This is a genomic window from Bacillus sp. Root131 (assembly GCF_001429475.1).
Lineage (GTDB): Bacteria > Bacillota > Bacilli > Bacillales > Bacillaceae_G > Bacillus_A > Bacillus_A thuringiensis_S.
On record NZ_LMJQ01000045.1, the window covers coordinates 71,939 to 88,731 of the forward strand.

The following is a 16,793-nucleotide window of genomic DNA, read 5'->3' on the forward strand; positions in this document are numbered from 1 at the left end:
CGATATTAATATTTATAACTTCAAATGAATTTTAATTCATAATTTTATATAATAATACATCTCTCTTTTCTCCTCGTCAATCAATTTATACAAACAAAAAACCAAGCAATCTAATCGATGCTCGGTTCCTCATTTCGTATCGGCAATACTGTCGAATATTTAATTTCACGAAGTGCTAAACTTGTCTGTATCCTTGTAATACCAAGCTTATTCAGCTTTCTAATAAACTGCTCTAGTTCTTTACGATCACGATTTGCAACCTTTAATAAATAATCGTACTCTCCTGTTAAACAGTGACATTCTAACACTTCCGGCATCGATTCTAATTCTTTCTCCAACACTTCCAACTTGTCAAATTGATGAATATTCGTACTCATAAAAATAAAACATAATAAATCAAACCCAAGCTTTTCTTGATTTAAAATCGCGACTTGCTTATCGATGAAACCTTCCCCATCCAATCTTTTTATTCTTGCATGCATCGCAGCCGGTGATAAATTAACGCGACGTGCCAGCTCTGCATTACTTACTTGTGACTCCTTCTGCAATATATCTAAAATTTGTACATCCAAATCATCCAACACTTTAATAACAGACGACTCCATTACAATTCCCCCTTTTTTCTTACCGATGATTATTCGAAAAAACACCTTATACCTTACACGAAACTGAATATCATTCCGTAAATATCACTCATCACTAAAGATTTTATCGAGTTTTCACCATTATACAAAAGAATATATTACACAATAAAGAAAAATGCTAAAATTATTTACAATAAGTATTGATTACAAAAAAGGGGATTTTATCATGCCTTATTTTTACGTCTTTTTACTATTACTAACGAGCTTATTATGGGGAGGAAATTTTGTCGTTGGAAAATCACTCGTCGATCATGCATCGCCGATGACACTGACAAATTTAAGATGGATGATTGCGATTGTTTGTTTATTACCAATGGTATGGTTTAAAGAAAAGAAAATCCTTCCACCACGTACCGCAATACTTCCGTTAATATTGATGGGAATTTCAGGGGTCGCTCTTTTTAACATCTTTCAATTTTTAGCATTAGAAAAAACATCCGCTACGAATGTAGGTCTTATCTCTACATTGAATGCAATTTCAATCGCATTATTTTCAGTATTATTTCTAAAAGAAAAAGTAAATACACTTCAAATCCTATCCATGATTCTTTCATTCTTCGGGGTTATCCTCGTCCTATTAAAAGGTGATTTCTCGCTTTTATTTTCACTACATTTTAATAGCGGCGATTTATGGATGATTGCAGCAGTTTGTATTTGGGGAATCTATTCTGTTTGTAGTAAATGGGCAACAAAAACAACTACACCACTTATGGCAACGTTGTACTCTGGTATTTTCGGCGTTATTTTATTACTACCGTTTAACATAGGTAGCTTCACTGTTTCAAATATAAATACTTCTTTCATCACATCACTTTTATATACTGGGCTTATTTCGACAGTTCTTTGTATGGTATTTTGGAATATTGGCGTACAAAAATTAGGCGCAACTACATCAGGTATTTTTCTAAACTTCAATCCAATTTTCACAGCCATTTTAGCATTCATATTCCTCGGAGAAGAATTAACGTGGATACAAATTTTAGGAACAATTGTCGTTGTAACAGGATGTTATTTATTTTCTCATTTCAAAACTGTCGCTGTTCAGCCTGTTAGACCTTTAATGCGAAAACATCCTTAATGAAAAAACATCGTCATCTGGGTTGGCGATGTTTTTATTTACTCTTCATTTCTTTTATATACTGCTTTTCCTCTTCTGGCGATAAACGTTCCGTCGCCTTGCCAGTATCTCCACCTTCGAGGTTCCATAAAAAGTTATGCTCCTCAACAGTTTGAGAAAAATCTCCTTTTTCCCATCTGTTTATAATAGAAAATAACTTCATTTTATATTGAAAACCTGTACTATTTTCAATATCTCTTTTTACATTAGAAATTTCCTTTTTTGTCATCTCTACAAATCCCCATTTTTCAGAGGATTTTACCTTTTGATGCACCATTTTATGCATAGTAGAAATAATTTCACCTTCACTAATTTGCGGGGCTTCTTCTGCAGCTTTTTTCTCTTTTTCGTTTGCCGCTCGCTCGGTTTGAATATTTGTATTTTCTTTTTCCACATATGCAAGCAATTTCTTTCCGCCAACTATAGAAGAGATGATTACCATAATGGTAATACATATACCTACAATCCATTTAAAAAGCATTAGCTCTTCATCGCTCCCCTAACAATATGACTATCTACATACTGCTTAAACTTCACGATTTTTCCATTCTCAAGCTGCCATACATGAACAAATTCTGCTTCAAATGATTTTCCTGTTTCTTTATAAACTCCAGAATACATACCTTCAGCAACAATTACATCTTTTCCGTTTACTTCATGATATGTATTTACACTTGCTTTATAATCATCCCATTCTGATCCTAAACGGCTAAATACATTTTTCATTATAGCTTCCACGCCTTTATATGTTCCGCCGTACGGGAAACCTTCTGCCTCTGTCCATTCCACTTTTTCAGAGAGGGCTTCTGCTAAATGCTTTGCATTCGAAGAAGCTGATCCTTCATACGTGCTTTGAATAATTTCTAAATTTGATTTAGGCATATTACTTCCTCCCGTTTATTTATTTTTACACAAGACGTAACCAACGTAGTTACGCCTTGTGTAAAAAAATATTTAAATTGTTTCATTCGTAATTCATTAGTTGTAATCATTATAGTTACAATAATTCTTCAAGTCAACAATTTATAAATAAAATTTACTTCGTTTTCATTACTTTCTCTTTTAAGAAACGATCTACATATCCTTCTGCTTTTACTACGAATAAATACGCACCCATTGATAATAATGCAAGATCTAATTCATATCCTGGATTCTTTCCATCTCCTAATAAACCTGCTGCTCCATTTACCTTTACGATAGCTCCAGCTAAAATAAGAGCGAATAACAATCCTACATATCGTACACCTAAACCGATAATTAATAATATACCACCAACTAATTCTACAGTTGCTACGCCGTATGCAAGGCCACCTGGTAAACCGATGCTTGTAAACCATCCTGCTACATTATCGATACCTGATTGAAACTTTGCTAAACCGTGTGCAAAGAACGTAACTCCTAACACGATACGAATAATTAAATTCCCAATATATTGATTCATTTTGAACTCTCCTTTTTGTTTTGTTATGGTGAACTTTTATTTACAAGTCAAAACAATACGGTATTTTATTTCATTCGTCAAATACTTTTTTAAAGAAAACAAAAAACATTATCCGTTTTACGGATAATGTTTTCCTACAAAATAGCGCTAATTCAAGCTTTTATTCTATCGCATAGAAAAAGTTGAAACATTTTTCCAGCGCCAATATAAGGCAGTAAAGACACGTCCTCTTCCACAACCATTCCCACAACATTCACTTTCTCATCTACAGGTAAATCATGTGTAGCAACTTGCATCTCCCCTGCATATCTACCGTACAATTCATTATCAATTGTAATGCTGCCTTTCTTTCTTACAATTGTATGCATCGGCTGTAAAACCACTCTATTTCCTTCCCTTGATTCTACAGATCGAATAACATCACGAGCCGGATCTAGTCTATTTGTATGCACTTGCTCCACCACTTTTAATACTTCTTTATCAGTTATAAATGATTTGTAACGCAATGGAATAATCCCTCTACTTGCACTAGCTACTTCTTGCATACTTTCCAAACTCGCGCTTATATCTCCAATCAACACTTTATCAACACCACAATCTTGAACAAGTTCTACGTACGCTTCAAGCGGGCGCATATTGCGATGTTTTTCTAACGTTGGTAACCCTTCATATAACGGGCCACGTTTTTCCGTATCTCCTGGAATAAATGCCATCGTCTTTATTCCGCACTTCTGTAAATATTGATTTTGTTTTTGTAAGAAGGACTTTGCTAGTCCCGTCTCTGGACGTGGGTAAAAATTATGCCACGCTTCTACATTCTCTACTCTTATATGTTCTGCAAGTAACTCTTTCCAAAATGACTTTGTAATCGTACTCGCATTTAAAGCTACTTTCATCTTGTGAGATACGCGGGCGATTTCTTTTGGCGTGATGCCATAGTCCATTCTTAAACCGGTAATGCCCCAGTTCAATAACTCTTCCACATTTTCATATGTTAGCCCTAAATGGTGTAACGATTTTGGAGAAACATCAACCATTAACTCCATTTCATTTTCAAGAGCCTGCTTCCCAAGTATCTGAATTAACTCTTTATACGTACCAGGATCATCCTCTGGTATATGAAGTGATGTAAAAATAGACAAAAATCCATTTTCCTTCGCCACTTTTAGCCACTCTTCTTGTTTCTCTACTCGTTCTTTTGAAAGATAAATGGAAACTCCGATCATATAAATCTCCCTTTCTATTAATAGAAAAAGAGAAAGGAATCCCTTTCTCTATATGTTTTCTGCCATTTCTTCTTTAAATCCGAGGAAGTACGTAAAGATAAATCCGAAAGCATATGCAATTACTAAACCTAAGAAATAGAGTAAATATTTATTGTCAGCAATTAACGGAATTAAAGATAGCCCTGATACGCCAATCCCAAGAGAAGCTGTTTGCATAACTGCTTGGAATGCACCACCGACAGCTGCTCCTAAACAAGCAGTAATAAACGGTTTCCCAAGTGGTAATGTAACCCCGTATAATAACGGCTCACCAATTCCTAAAAAGCCAACTGGCAATCCACCTTTAATTACGTTACGAAGTCGTTTGTTTTTTGTTTTCACATAAATCGCAATTGCTGCGCCCACTTGGCCAGCACCAGCCATTGCGAGCACTGGTAATAAAGGTGTTACGTGTGTTTGATTAATAAATTCCATATGAATTGGTGTTAAACCGTGATGCAATCCGACCATAACGAGAGGTAAAAATGTTCCCGCAAGTACTGCGCCAGCAAATGCTCCGCCAATATTTAAAATAGCATTAATTCCGCTCGTAATACCATCTGATAAGAAACCTGCTAATGGCTGAATGGCTAACATCGTTACGATACTTACAACTAATACAGTAATGAGTGGTGTCACGATAATATCAACTGCATTTGGCACTGCTTTTCGAACTTGTCTTTCCACTACAACCATAAGCCATGCTGCAAAAATAACTGCAAACAATCCGCCCCGTCCGGGCACTAATGCTTCACCAAACAATTTTACGTTTGCCATCGCCGGGTTGAAAATTAAAATACCAGCAATTGCCCCAAGAACCGGTGTCCCGCCAAATTCTTTCGCTGTATTCCAGCCGACTAAAATTCCTAAGAATGTAAAGATACCGCCGCCAATGAGTAGTAACATTTGTAACCACGTTGCATTTGGATCAGCACCAGCATTTTTCGCAAAGTTAGCAACCCCGTTTATAATTCCTGACGCAACAAGCCCCGGAATTAATGGGATGAAAATACTTCCTATTTTTCGTAAAAAGTTTTTCACCGGTGTATTATTTTTCTTCTTAATCTCTGATTTCATCTCTTGCCCAATATCTTCAAGGTGATGATCTGCTACCTCACCAATTCGTAGTCCTGTCAAACCTTCCATTTCAGCTGCTACTTTATTTACTGTTCCTGGACCAACGACAACTTGAAGCGTCTCATCTTCTATAACACCCATAACGCCTTCAACTTTTTTCAAAAGGTCCATATTTACTTTACTTTCATCATGAAGCGTTAAACGTAGTCTCGTCATACAATGAGCAATACTACGAATATTTTTTATTCCCCCAAGTTGCTCCGAAATTTCCTTGGCCATTCTCTCTTCTTTCTTCATAATAGAATCCCCCTTCCTATTACTTTATAGTGCTTTCTTCACAAACCCTTTTGCGTATTTTAGTTTCTCCAGTGCTTCCCCATACTCACACTGCAACAACACCATAACAATGGCAGCTTTTACGTTACGTTCTGCCTTTTCATAATACTCTGCCGCTACTTCATAACTAGCGCCTGTTGCTTCCACAATAATTCGTTTTGACCGTTCTACTAACTTTTCATTTGTGGATTGAACATCTACCATTAAGTTTTTATATACTTTTCCTACACCAATCATCGAAGCTGTTGAAATCATATTCAGCACTAATTTTTGTGCTGTACCAGCTTTTAAACGCGTTGATCCTGTTAATATTTCTGCACCTGTCTCTACTTCTACATTTAACTTTGCATATTTACTTATTTCAGCATTTTTATTACAAGAAATACTCGCTGTACTCGCTCCTACGCTCTGTGCGTATTTCAAGCCGCCAATTACGTAAGGAGTTCTGCCACTTGCAGCAATTCCAATCACTGTATCTTTCTCATTTAATCCAATACTTTTTAAATCTTCTTCTGCTAACTCTTCGCGATCTTCGGCACCTTCCACCGCTTTAGTAAACGCTTTCAACCCACCTGCTATATATCCTTGCACCATTTTATCATCCGTGCCAAATGTCGGCGGACATTCCACTGCATCTAGAATACCTAAACGACCACTCGTACCAGCACCAATGTAAATTAAACGTCCCTCTTCTTCAAAAGATTTAATAACAGTCTGTACAACCTTTTCAATTTGTTCTATCTCTTTTTCAACTGCTAACGCAACAGTTCGATCTTCTTCATTCATACTTTGCAACACTTCTTTTATACTCATTTCATCCAGATTCATTGTTTTCTCATTACGATGTTCTGTCGATAAATTTTCTAACATATTGTCACCCTCTTTGAAATTATATTTCACACTTTTATTATAACTTTAAGAAACTAAAAATCAATATCCCTTTCTTATTTTACGAAATAAAATTTCACAACATGACATATTTGTGTCAAAGATAATAAAAAAGATGAGTCTCCTCATCTTTTCTTCTACTTTAACTTCCGTAACCGCAACGCTTCTTCTCGCGTCTCCATAAATTGATCCAATACTTTATTACCAATTCGGTTGAAAGTAATCACATATAAAGCATCAATCATATTCAGTTGCGTCATTCTCGACGCAATACTTGCAATACGATGATCTTGTTCTACATCTGGCATACAAAGACGAATGTCCGCTTCTTTATATAAGGGGGATGATTGATCTAGCTTCGTAATTCCAATAACAGTTGCACCTTGTCTCTTTGCATACTGCGCCATTTCAAGCACATCTCTCGTTCGACCAGATGTTGAAATCGCAACAAATATATCGCCTTCTTTTAAATTCGTCACAAGCGGCAACATCATATGAAAATCAGATAGCATCATCGCTGTAAATCCAAGCCGTGTAAATTTATACGCCCCATCCATTGCTGGCGTAGCTGATCCACCTACGCCGTAAAATATAATTTTGCCCGCATTGACAATACGATCTGCAGCTTTCTCAAGTTCCTTCTTATCTATCGCAGTAACGCTCGCCTCAATTGCAGCTTTATTCACATAAGTGACTTTATTAAACAAATCGTACGGTCCATCTTCCGTATTCATCACTGAAAAATCGTTAATATTATAATCAGCAATCGTTAATTCACGAACGAGTGCTATCTTAAATGCTTTAAAACTTCCGATCCCAATCGACTTACAAAAACGAACGACACTCGCCTCACTTGCGCCTGCATTCGTTGACACTTCTTTCGTCGTTAAGTTCGGAACAATCTCTGCATTCTCCATTATGTACATGGCAACCTTCTTTTCAGCTGGTGAAAATTGATCCATATTACTTTCAATTTTAAATAGTAATGTTGAAGCTTTCACTATTTAACCTCCACTTCTTACGGTTGCGTTCACTTATTTTCTCTTGCTTCAAGAAGGTAAAAACCATCATCGCCAGGAGGATGAAACACATTTACAATGCGATTCCCTTTTTGATAAACAGTTCTTTCTCCTTCTGTCCACTTCTCTTTCCAACCGTTCATCCAAATCGCAACATCAGGTAAAAAGGCAGTATATTTCAGCTTCTGACCGTACTCACCATCTGCTTCTTCCGAAAAAATAGAAACCGGAAAATCTTTCACTTTTGATTCTTTCCATGCAGTAAATGGTATACATACTGCAATAAGTACGATTACACCGATAACCTTCTCCTTCGTAATCTTCACACTTCCCTCTCCTTGTCATATCACATACATAGATTTTACCATAATTACAAACCCTTCATGCTATATGACCATTGCTTTTTGGAATAAAAAAAGAGCTTACCTACATCAGATAAGCCCTTCCTCTCTATACAAAATATTTCTTCAAAAGTGGCGGTGTAATAATCGTCGTCAATATAACAACAATAACAATCGCTGTGAAATTTTCTTTCGCTAATAAATTCGCCGTAAGTCCATTTGCTGCGATGATAAGTGCTACTTCACCACGTGATACCATCCCCGCGCCAATACTAATAGAAGATTGGAGATTAAAACCTGTCAATCTCGCTCCTAAACCTGATCCAATTAACTTTGTGAAAATCGCAATGAGGGTCATAATAATAATGAACCAAAGCTGGCTTCCAATGCCTTGAAATGTAATTTCCATTCCGATACTTACGAAGAATACTGGAACAAATATTGCATAAGCAATCGGTTCAATTTTATGTTCCACTTCATGCTTATACTCTGTTTGAGAAATAGCAATTCCTGCTGCAAATGCTCCAATAATGCCTGCAATTCCCATCATTTCACTGTAATAAGAAAAAGAGAAGCAAATAATAAGAGCCGCGCTAATTAACGCTTCTGTTACACGAAGCGGGACAAGCATTTTCATAATCCAAGGAACGACTTTCCAAGCAATAAAAACAATACTTACAAAGAAAATAATTTTCTTTGCAATGACAAGTGTTATATTTACATCTTGTGTTCCTAAAAAACTCATTACAAATGCCAATAAAATAACGACAATGACATCATCAAATACGGCAGCACCTAAAATTGTTGTACTTTCTCTCGTATTCATTTTTCCTAAATCACGTAGCGTCTGCACCGTAATACTAACCGATGTTGCGCAAAGTAATAATCCTAAAAAAATGGCATGGGACTGCATTAATCCAAACAGCAATCCTGTTACATAACCACCGATGAAAGGAAAAATAATTCCACCAGCCGCTACTGCAAATGACGATTTCAAATTCCGATTTAACTCTTCTAAATCTGTTTCAAGTCCCGCCATAAACATAAGTAACAAAACACCAATCTCACTCAGTTCATCAATTAGTTCAGAACTATTAATAATACCGAGTACAGCTGGACCGATAATAATACCGACAATTAACTTACCAAGTACAGAAGGCTGACCAAGTCTCACGCTAATGTCACCAGCTAATTTCGTACAAAGTAAAATGACGACAAGTTCAAAATAAAATAACATAGCATCTGCTCCTACTTTAACTTTAATCAGTGGGTCGTTAACCCCCGTTCATTTCTGCAAGTAGTTTCCCCTATTGATCCGAATTTTATTTTTCATATTTTTATTTGACAAAATATTCTGAATTATATTAAGATTAATCCAGCAATTTTAAAAAACTACATACCATAACTGTACCTCCATTTCCTTACATACTCTTTTTTAATGGGCTCATACTATAGTCGCAGTTATGGAAATGAAAAAACGGGGGAGAGTCCAAAGTGAAGTCATTATTACGAAAAAAAGCGCTTAGTACTGAATCACCAAAGCAGCTAGATAGAACATTAACTGCACTCGATTTAACGTTTTTAGGGATCGGCGCCGTAATTGGGACAGGGATCTTTGTATTAACAGGTATTGTTGCAGCAAAACATTCTGGTCCTGGTATTATGCTATCATTCCTTATTGCTGCATTTACTTGTGCTTGTGTAGCCTTTTGTTATGCTGAATTTGCTTCTTCTATTCCTGTCTCAGGAAGTGTGTATACTTACGCATACATGACAGTCGGAGAAGTCGTCGCCTTCATCGTCGGATGGTGTTTAATGCTCGAATATTTACTTGCCGTTGCAGCAGTAGCTGTCGGTTGGTCTGGTTATTTGCAATCATTACTACAAGGGTTCAATATACACCTACCCGCCATAATCGCCTCGGCCCCCGGCGTAGGAAAAGGTGGTCTCATCGATTTACCAGCTGTCTGCATTTTACTTCTTATTACTGGTCTTTTAAGTTTTGGTATACGTGAAAGTGCACGCATTAATAATATTATGGTTCTTATTAAACTAGCTGTTATCATTGCCTTTATCGTAGCAGGCGCAAAATATGTAAAACCTGAAAACTGGACACCGTTCATTCCATTCGGATACGACGGTATTATTACCGGAGCTGCCACTGTATTCTTCGCCTTTTTAGGTTTTGATGCAATCGCAACCGCTGCAGAAGAAACGAAAAAACCGCAGCGTGACTTACCAATTGGTATTATCGGTTCTCTTCTTATTTGTACTGTTTTATATATGATCGTATCTTTCGTTTTAACAGGTATGGTTCCTTATACGCAATTAGACGTTTCTGATCCAGTTGCATTTGCATTGCATTTCGTTGGTGAGGATGCAATTGCAGGACTACTCGCTGTTGGAGCGATGACTGGAATGACAACCGTTCTCTTAGTCGTTATGTATGGACAAGTTCGAGTTTCGTATGCGATGAGCCGTGACGGTCTACTTCCAAAAGCGTTAGCACGTGTAAATAAAAGAGTAAAAATCCCTTTATTAAATACGTGGATTACTGGCGTTATTGCCGCTTTATTAGCAGGACTTTTAGATTTACATTTGCTAGCAAATTTAGTAAACATCGGTACGTTAACAGCCTTTACATTCGTTTGCTGCGCGGTACTTATTTTACGAAAAACACATCCTGATTTAAAACGTGGATTCCGTACACCTTTCGTACCTGTATTACCAGTTGTCGCGATTCTTTGCTGTTTATATTTGATGGCTAATTTATCTAAAACGACATGGATTAGCTTTATAGCTTGGCTTATAGTCGGTTTATGCTTCTATTTCTTCTACTCTAGAAAGCATAGCCATTTAGCTACCGAAAAAACGAATGATGAACAGAAAAAAGCATAACAAAATAGCTCGCCGTTTTAGCGGCGAGCTATCTTTCTGTACAATTATATTTTTTCGTTAACGATTGTAAAATGAAAAATATGCCGATGCAAGCTGTAAACCACGCCCAATTTCCTATTGGTGTAGAATATTTAAAAACGCCAATACCTACAAGCACTATGAAAATGATTACTTGATATATGAGCTTCCACTTTTGCATATATTCCCTCCTTTACTTCGTTCCCTTCTTTTTATTCTTCCAGGCATTCAAACTATCAAAGAAAAAGTTAATAAATAACGTTCCTAGTCCTGCTAATAAGAAAGTCATTAAAAATAAAACCCAAATACTTTTCTCTTTTAAGAAATAATATCCTACAAGGAGCACAACCGCGATCCATACATATTCAAGAATTCTTTTTAGCTTTTTCTGTTCCAAATTATTCGCTCCTTCTTTCTATGCTACTTTTAGTATAACAAAAAAGAAGCCTATCATGATAAGCTTCTTTTCTTCTCTCTTATTTGTTCATACTTTTTTCAACGAGTGAAATCGCATATTCTAATGTACGATTCATCGTTTCTACCTGTGCATCTTTTACCTTCGCATCTTTTAATACAGCTTCTGCAACTGTAATTTTTTGTTGCAATGATTTCACTGAACCATCTGTTACATTTACAGCTTGCGCTTTCTTCACTACTGCTTTTGCAGATTCAATATTGATCTGTAATTTTTCTTTCGGTGTTTTTGGTTGTTCTTCTGCCACTTTTGATTGTACGAATGTTACATTAGCTGTTTTTAATTCGTTATATGTTTGAATAATTTGTTCCCCAGTACTTCCTACATTTTCAAATGCTTGCTTAGCAGTGTTATAGCTTTTTTCTAGTTCTTGAAATGCTTCCTTTGAATATTGACCTGGCTTACCACCAAACTCATACGTACCATCTAACACTTCCTTTACTTTTCCTAGCTCCTCATATAATGCGTTGACTTGCTCTAACTTCGTACGGTTAGAAAATTCATTGTACGCTGCTAATACTTCTGAAGAACTTAACGCTTTACTATATAATTTTGCAAGCGCGATTTGACCGTTTAATGGAATGCCGCCATTTCCATTGCTATCAGGATCCGCTCCAAATGCAAATGGTACGTTCGGGCTATAAACTTTTCCTTGAGCTAACTGACTATTTACTTTTTTACCATCTACGTAAATTGCCACTTCGCTTCCGTTATATGTTCCTGTTAAATGATACGTTTTGTTCGCTTCCAATTGAACGCCAACACGTTTGTAGCTACCGCCAATGTGAGCCCATAATTCAACATATCCACTTCCTATAGACTCAAAACCAATTCCGCCGCTCTCTGTATTTTGCAAAATACCTTGTCCGCGAATTTCATTCATTGAAAACACAGTTTCTAACGTAAACGTATTTGCTATTTTCTCTTTTTGTGCTGCTGAAAATGGAATATATCCAAATGTATTAGCTTTTCCATTTAACTTCATAACATTCTTTTTCAATGCTTTATCATATTCAATAGTCACATTACCCTTCAATTCACCTTTTGTACCAAATGGTGAATTGTCTTTAAATGTACCATCTGAGAAATTCACATCAAAAATATCAGCCTTTGGTACTTTCACATTCGGATCAATGTTATCTTTTTTCGTAGTAATTTCTGCCGTTAACGGTTGCACACTTTCATTACCAAATGAATCAATCGCGACTACTTCAAACGTATATGTTCTCCCGCCATCTAATCCTGCAAGTGTAAATGTCAGTTCTTTCGGCACTGGGTCACGATAAAACTCTGAAAATGCTAGTAATTTATTTTTTATTTCTCCAGTTTGCTTATCTCTAGCTTGTACGCGATAAGAATGAACAAGAAGGTTGTCCAATGCTTGCATGAATGTTACTGTTGCTGCATTTTCTGTTACATTCGATACTGATAACTTTGCATCTTTTGCAAAAGATGGCTTTTCTTTATCACGATCTTCTACATGTGTAAAAGTTTCTTTCTTTGATGGCAACTGAATTTTCCATGGCTCGCCTGTCCAAGAATTCGTATGGAAATCGCGTCGATTAATCGTTACTTCTTTATCGTCTACTTCTACTAATAAACCTTGGCTTAATGCACGCGATTCTGAAGGAATATTCCCTTGCACTTTGCCACCCTCTACCTCCATATAGCTTACAGAAGAGGTACCAACAGATGTAAAGTCCTTTTGATGAATCGATCTTGGATCATCTAATGGATAATGCGAATGACCTGAAAACGTAATGACTTGTGGATATTCTTTTAATACTGCATTAATTTTTGCACTATCCTTCGTTCCCCATTCTTGGCTACCGTACACTGTATCTTTAATATGTTGATGTAAAAATACAAAAATCGGTTTTTCTGGATCATCTTTTTGCGCCTTTGCCATTTCTTCTTTTAACCAATTAATTTGTTTGTCCGAATAATACCCATGTGTCGTTTCATTTTCTGGAGACATTACGATAAAATGATACCCTTTTACCACTTTATGATAATAAATTGATTCCATTCCTGTTTTTTCTAAGAAACGCTTCTGTGCTCCCTCTACTGATAAACCGTTCCAATAATCATGATTACCTAGAGAATTCATTCGTACCGCATCTTTATTTGCATTGTCATTATACACTTGCATGAAACGATCATATTGCTGCACAGACCCTGAATCAGTAAAATCTCCTACAATTACGAACGCATCTTGCTTTGGTGCAAGCGTATTGAACTGTTCAATCGCTCTTTTCCAGCGAAACATATCATCTGTTCCACTATTTTTAATATGAACATCACTTACAACGGGGAAAACTATTTTCTTCTCACTTGGTGCCTTTTCTTGCTTTTTCTCTTCCGCTTTGACTGATGTACTCCACGGAAATGATACAAATGCTAATACAAAAACCATCAATAATCCAATAAGACCTTTTACTTTTCGTAAAGCAATTCTTTCCACGTGAATCCTCCTCATAATAATTGATTCATTACAAGGGCTATTTTATCTAATACATGTTAATGTCGTTTAAATAAAAAATGAAGTTTATTAGATTTTTGTAAATATACAGTTAATTAGAAATTAAGTCCAACATTCCTCGTACTATTGTATACAACCACCTTTTGTCTAAAAGAGTCTGATCATTCTTTTCCTATGACTATTCACATATAATCTTTTCTATAACACTAATGATAAGTTAAGGTTTAAGCCTATTAGACAATCTTAATTTTTAATATTTCCTTCTTTTTTTAACACATCGGCCATGCTTTTACATTTAATAGTAGTAAAAGACCACTTAAAAGGAGGGGTTGTATTGAAGAATAAAAAAAATATCGGCTGTTTCGCTCCTTTATCTATTATTTGTCCAGCCCCTTGTCCACCGCCCCCTCCTCCAAATCCAAATTGCGAGCGAGTAACAAATGAATTTGCAGGGAATTTCCTTATAACTAATAACACCATTCCTTCTACCAAAGATGCATCACAATCAATGATACTGTGGCAAAGTGATGGGATACTACTTATATCAGGTACTGTTTCGGTTTACAATAGTACTAGCAGCACAGAATCAATTACAATTCAAATCGTTGGAGCCACAACCAATATTTTCACTGTGTTTCCTGGTAATACAATATCGTACACAGGAAAAAACTTACAGTCAGTCAGTATTATCAATATAACAAGTAATCCTTCACTATATTTAGAAGGCAAGTACTGTTGCGAATTTACATGTTGCTTATAGAATACCAATTTCATTACTTTCTCAAAAAAAGCATACCGTTCACGGTATGCTTTTTATGAGATTGGATAACGTACTGTAATACAAAACTCACCTTGATTAACAGTCGTTCCTGTCGTAGTAATTCGGACAGTAGTAAAATATCGGACAGTGAAAGTACCACTACTTTGTGGTTGTACAGTAATTGTATCAACTACTGTTGCCCCTACTAAAAAATCAACTGTAATCGGGTTGGCTCCCACATCGTATTTCACGTAACCTGAACCATATACTTCTTGCGTGATATTATTTGTATATACAATTTGAGTACCAGCACCTGTAATAGACCAGTCTGTACATACTTGGTCTTGCACAAGTGTTTTATTAGAACAACAAGACAAACTGGAACTTCTCATTCCCATTTTGAACCTCTCCTATTCTGCTATGAAAGTGGATAACGTGTTGTAATACAAAATTCTCCCTGATACGTTCCAGCAGGTGTTGCAGGTAACACAACTTGTATACTATCAAAGCGGCGATACGTAAAAGCAATACTCGTTCCTGGGTTTAATGTTTGTGTATCAATTGTACCCCCAGCAGAATCAAGTACCTCTACAGTAATTGGGCCTGGTCCAACATCATATTTAACAAAACCAGTACCAACTACGTTTTGGTTAATATTATTTGTATAGAGAACATTATCAATTGCTGTTGCAACTACAGTAGCAGACCACGGACTACACACTTTATCTTGCACATAATTTTTATCTGGACAACAAGTTAATGCTGACCCTGAGCACTCACAAGACATAGTTGTTTCCCCTCTCTCTTTTATATTCCCTATATGTGTATGTCCCTCAGAGTCTTTTGCCTGTACTATTCATCTATTTTCAAAAAATATTCAAATGACTAGATAGATTCCGTTTTATTTCTTTTCTTCATATATTTATAGACAAAGATACTAGCAACGATAAGAATAACGCCTCCTAATATCGGTAGCATATATTGCCCAACAACGTCCGCTGCTTTTTCCCAATGAGGACCTAATTTCATTCCAAAATAAACATATAAAGTCGTTAATGGGAACATTGCTACAAATGTATATATACTAAATTTCCATATGTTCATTTTCGCCATACCACACGGAACAGAAATAAGCGTTCGAACTCCTGGCACAAAGCGTCCAACAAATGCTACAACCGGTCCATATTTCTCAAAGAAATCATCTGCTTTTTGAATTTGTTCTTCTTTAATGAAGAAGTATTTCCCGTATTTTATTAATAGAGGACGACCGCCGTAATAACCGAGTGCATATAACGTTAAAGGTCCTGTCGTTCCGCCAAGGGTTCCGGCTAGTACAGCAAGCCAAAAATTCATATCTCCCTCGTACACCCAATAACCAACCATGGGCAAAACTACTTCTGCTGGAATAAATTCAAACGTTAATGCTAACACAACTCCAAAATAAGAAAACTGCTTTAAAAACTCGATTATATCTAAAATAATTTGCTCCATATTTTTAACTCCTATCCTACGTTTACGTTATGCTTTTCTTGTAATTGAACTGGCGCCATTTTTACAATTCGGTTCAAAATAAATAACACAATTCCAATATCATCTAAAATACCGATAAACGGTAAGAAGTCTGGAATTAAATCGAGCGGCATCGCAACATAACCAACTAAAAACGCAATAGATAAAATTTTCTTCTTTATTGAAACCTCTTTTGAAGTGAAAAAGTCAAATAGAAATGGAACAAATCGGCGAACATGAAATACAACTCTTAATCTACTAATAAGTTTTTTCATTTTTATATCTCCTCTCTTTGTATACAAAAAGGACCCTACCAAACATGGTAAGGGTCCTAAAAAAGACAATAAGGGGCCTTTACCATTGCTGGTAAAGGTCTCACTAACAACGGAACGTTGCCAATAAAGCCGAGGGTTTCTCCCTGTAATGACGACTTTACTGTAATAAGTTACTCCCCTTTATAGACAATTTTATACACTCACATTAAAATATTTCGAAGGGCTTGTCAATATATTTTATATCTCAG

Annotated in this window: 21 protein-coding genes; 3 read left to right on the forward strand and 18 right to left on the reverse strand. The window is 36.1% G+C overall.

The window, feature by feature from the left end:
• Positions 1-110: 110 nt before the first annotated feature.
• Positions 111-605 (reverse strand): Lrp/AsnC family transcriptional regulator, encoded by a 495-nt coding sequence (locus tag ASE54_RS32705; RefSeq protein WP_000446097.1) that lies wholly within the window; start codon positions 603-605, stop codon positions 111-113.
• A gap of 205 nt (positions 606-810) precedes the next feature.
• Between ASE54_RS32705 and ASE54_RS32710 the strand changes: the two genes are divergently transcribed.
• A complete protein-coding gene (locus ASE54_RS32710; protein WP_001146241.1) occupies positions 811-1,722 on the forward strand; it encodes a DMT family transporter in 912 nt (303 codons plus the stop codon).
• A gap of 34 nt (positions 1,723-1,756) precedes the next feature.
• Here ASE54_RS32710 and ASE54_RS32715 read toward each other — a convergent pair whose 3' ends face one another.
• The 9 genes from ASE54_RS32715 to ASE54_RS32755 form a co-directional block, all read right to left on the reverse strand.
• Complete coding sequence (locus tag ASE54_RS32715; RefSeq protein WP_000897993.1) at positions 1,757-2,242, reverse strand: PRK06770 family protein; 486 nt, start codon at positions 2,240-2,242, stop codon at positions 1,757-1,759.
• Entirely contained in the window at positions 2,242-2,643 is a 402-nt protein-coding gene (locus tag ASE54_RS32720) for a nuclear transport factor 2 family protein (protein ID WP_001126705.1), read from the reverse strand. The genes ASE54_RS32715 and ASE54_RS32720 overlap by 1 nt, the downstream gene beginning before the upstream one ends.
• Positions 2,644-2,797: 154 nt before the next feature.
• Positions 2,798-3,202 carry a DoxX family protein gene (locus ASE54_RS32725; protein WP_001077751.1) on the reverse strand — a complete coding sequence of 135 codons (405 nt, stop codon included), beginning with the start codon at positions 3,200-3,202 and terminating at the stop codon, positions 2,798-2,800.
• A 152-nt stretch (positions 3,203-3,354) separates the two neighbouring features.
• Entirely contained in the window at positions 3,355-4,428 is a 1,074-nt protein-coding gene (locus ASE54_RS32730; protein WP_000580616.1) for a MupG family TIM beta-alpha barrel fold protein, read from the reverse strand.
• Positions 4,429-4,476: 48 nt separating this feature from the next.
• Complete coding sequence (locus ASE54_RS32735; protein WP_000711294.1) at positions 4,477-5,841, reverse strand: PTS transporter subunit EIIC; 1,365 nt, start codon at positions 5,839-5,841, stop codon at positions 4,477-4,479.
• Between the two features lie 24 nt (positions 5,842-5,865).
• Positions 5,866-6,750, reverse strand: coding sequence for an N-acetylmuramic acid 6-phosphate etherase (gene murQ / locus ASE54_RS32740; protein ID WP_000892355.1), 885 nt, complete (start codon positions 6,748-6,750; stop codon positions 5,866-5,868).
• A gap of 155 nt (positions 6,751-6,905) precedes the next feature.
• On the reverse strand, positions 6,906-7,769 hold the full coding sequence (locus ASE54_RS32745; protein ID WP_000648168.1) for a MurR/RpiR family transcriptional regulator: 864 nt from the start codon (positions 7,767-7,769) through the stop codon (positions 6,906-6,908).
• Positions 7,770-7,798: 29 nt separating this feature from the next.
• The gene (locus ASE54_RS32750; RefSeq protein ID WP_000704960.1) at positions 7,799-8,113 is read right to left on the reverse strand and encodes a hypothetical protein; all 315 of its coding nucleotides are present in this window, start codon (positions 8,111-8,113) and stop codon (positions 7,799-7,801) included.
• Positions 8,114-8,237: 124 nt separating this feature from the next.
• Positions 8,238-9,365, reverse strand: coding sequence for a cation:proton antiporter (locus ASE54_RS32755; protein WP_000899807.1), 1,128 nt, complete (start codon positions 9,363-9,365; stop codon positions 8,238-8,240).
• 257 nt (positions 9,366-9,622) lie between these two features.
• Here ASE54_RS32755 and ASE54_RS32760 point away from each other — a divergent pair, with 257 nt between their 5' ends.
• A complete protein-coding gene (locus ASE54_RS32760) occupies positions 9,623-11,026 on the forward strand; it encodes an amino acid permease (RefSeq protein ID WP_000838713.1) in 1,404 nt (467 codons plus the stop codon).
• 28 nt (positions 11,027-11,054) lie between these two features.
• On the opposite strand, the gene ASE54_RS36645 is transcribed toward ASE54_RS32760, so the two are convergent.
• From ASE54_RS36645 to ASE54_RS37340, 4 genes are all read right to left on the reverse strand, one after another.
• Positions 11,055-11,225, reverse strand: coding sequence for a hypothetical protein (locus ASE54_RS36645; RefSeq protein ID WP_001174833.1), 171 nt, complete (start codon positions 11,223-11,225; stop codon positions 11,055-11,057).
• Between the two features lie 12 nt (positions 11,226-11,237).
• Positions 11,238-11,441 (reverse strand): hypothetical protein, encoded by a 204-nt coding sequence (locus ASE54_RS32770; protein ID WP_000435797.1) that lies wholly within the window; start codon positions 11,439-11,441, stop codon positions 11,238-11,240.
• A gap of 79 nt (positions 11,442-11,520) precedes the next feature.
• Positions 11,521-13,983 carry an FN3 and LamG domain-containing metallophosphoesterase family protein gene (locus ASE54_RS32775; RefSeq protein ID WP_000439562.1) on the reverse strand — a complete coding sequence of 821 codons (2,463 nt, stop codon included), beginning with the start codon at positions 13,981-13,983 and terminating at the stop codon, positions 11,521-11,523.
• A 261-nt stretch (positions 13,984-14,244) separates the two neighbouring features.
• Complete coding sequence (locus ASE54_RS37340; protein ID WP_003276823.1) at positions 14,245-14,493, reverse strand: hypothetical protein; 249 nt, start codon at positions 14,491-14,493, stop codon at positions 14,245-14,247.
• Between ASE54_RS37340 and ASE54_RS35570 the strand changes: the two genes are divergently transcribed.
• Positions 14,381-14,761, forward strand: coding sequence for an S-Ena type endospore appendage (locus tag ASE54_RS35570; RefSeq protein WP_223308658.1), 381 nt, complete (start codon positions 14,381-14,383; stop codon positions 14,759-14,761). The two genes, ASE54_RS37340 and ASE54_RS35570, sit on opposite strands and share 113 nt — an antisense overlap.
• 53 nt (positions 14,762-14,814) lie before the next feature.
• Here the strand turns inward: ASE54_RS35570 and ASE54_RS32785 are convergent, their stop codons facing one another.
• The 4 genes from ASE54_RS32785 to ASE54_RS32800 all read right to left on the reverse strand — a co-directional run bounded on the left by ASE54_RS32785 (position 14,815) and on the right by ASE54_RS32800 (position 16,545).
• Positions 14,815-15,159, reverse strand: a complete 345-nt coding sequence (locus ASE54_RS32785; protein ID WP_000525819.1) for an S-Ena type endospore appendage — start codon at positions 15,157-15,159, stop codon at positions 14,815-14,817.
• A 20-nt stretch (positions 15,160-15,179) separates the two neighbouring features.
• Positions 15,180-15,548: a DUF3992 domain-containing protein gene (locus ASE54_RS32790; RefSeq protein WP_001277542.1), complete on the reverse strand. Its 369-nt coding sequence runs from the start codon at positions 15,546-15,548 to the stop codon at positions 15,180-15,182.
• 98 nt (positions 15,549-15,646) lie between these two features.
• Complete coding sequence (locus ASE54_RS32795) at positions 15,647-16,252, reverse strand: DedA family protein (protein WP_000435017.1); 606 nt, start codon at positions 16,250-16,252, stop codon at positions 15,647-15,649.
• 11 nt (positions 16,253-16,263) lie between these two features.
• On the reverse strand, positions 16,264-16,545 hold the full coding sequence (locus tag ASE54_RS32800; protein ID WP_000733844.1) for a DUF1232 domain-containing protein: 282 nt from the start codon (positions 16,543-16,545) through the stop codon (positions 16,264-16,266).
• Between the last annotated feature and the right edge of the window lie 248 nt (positions 16,546-16,793).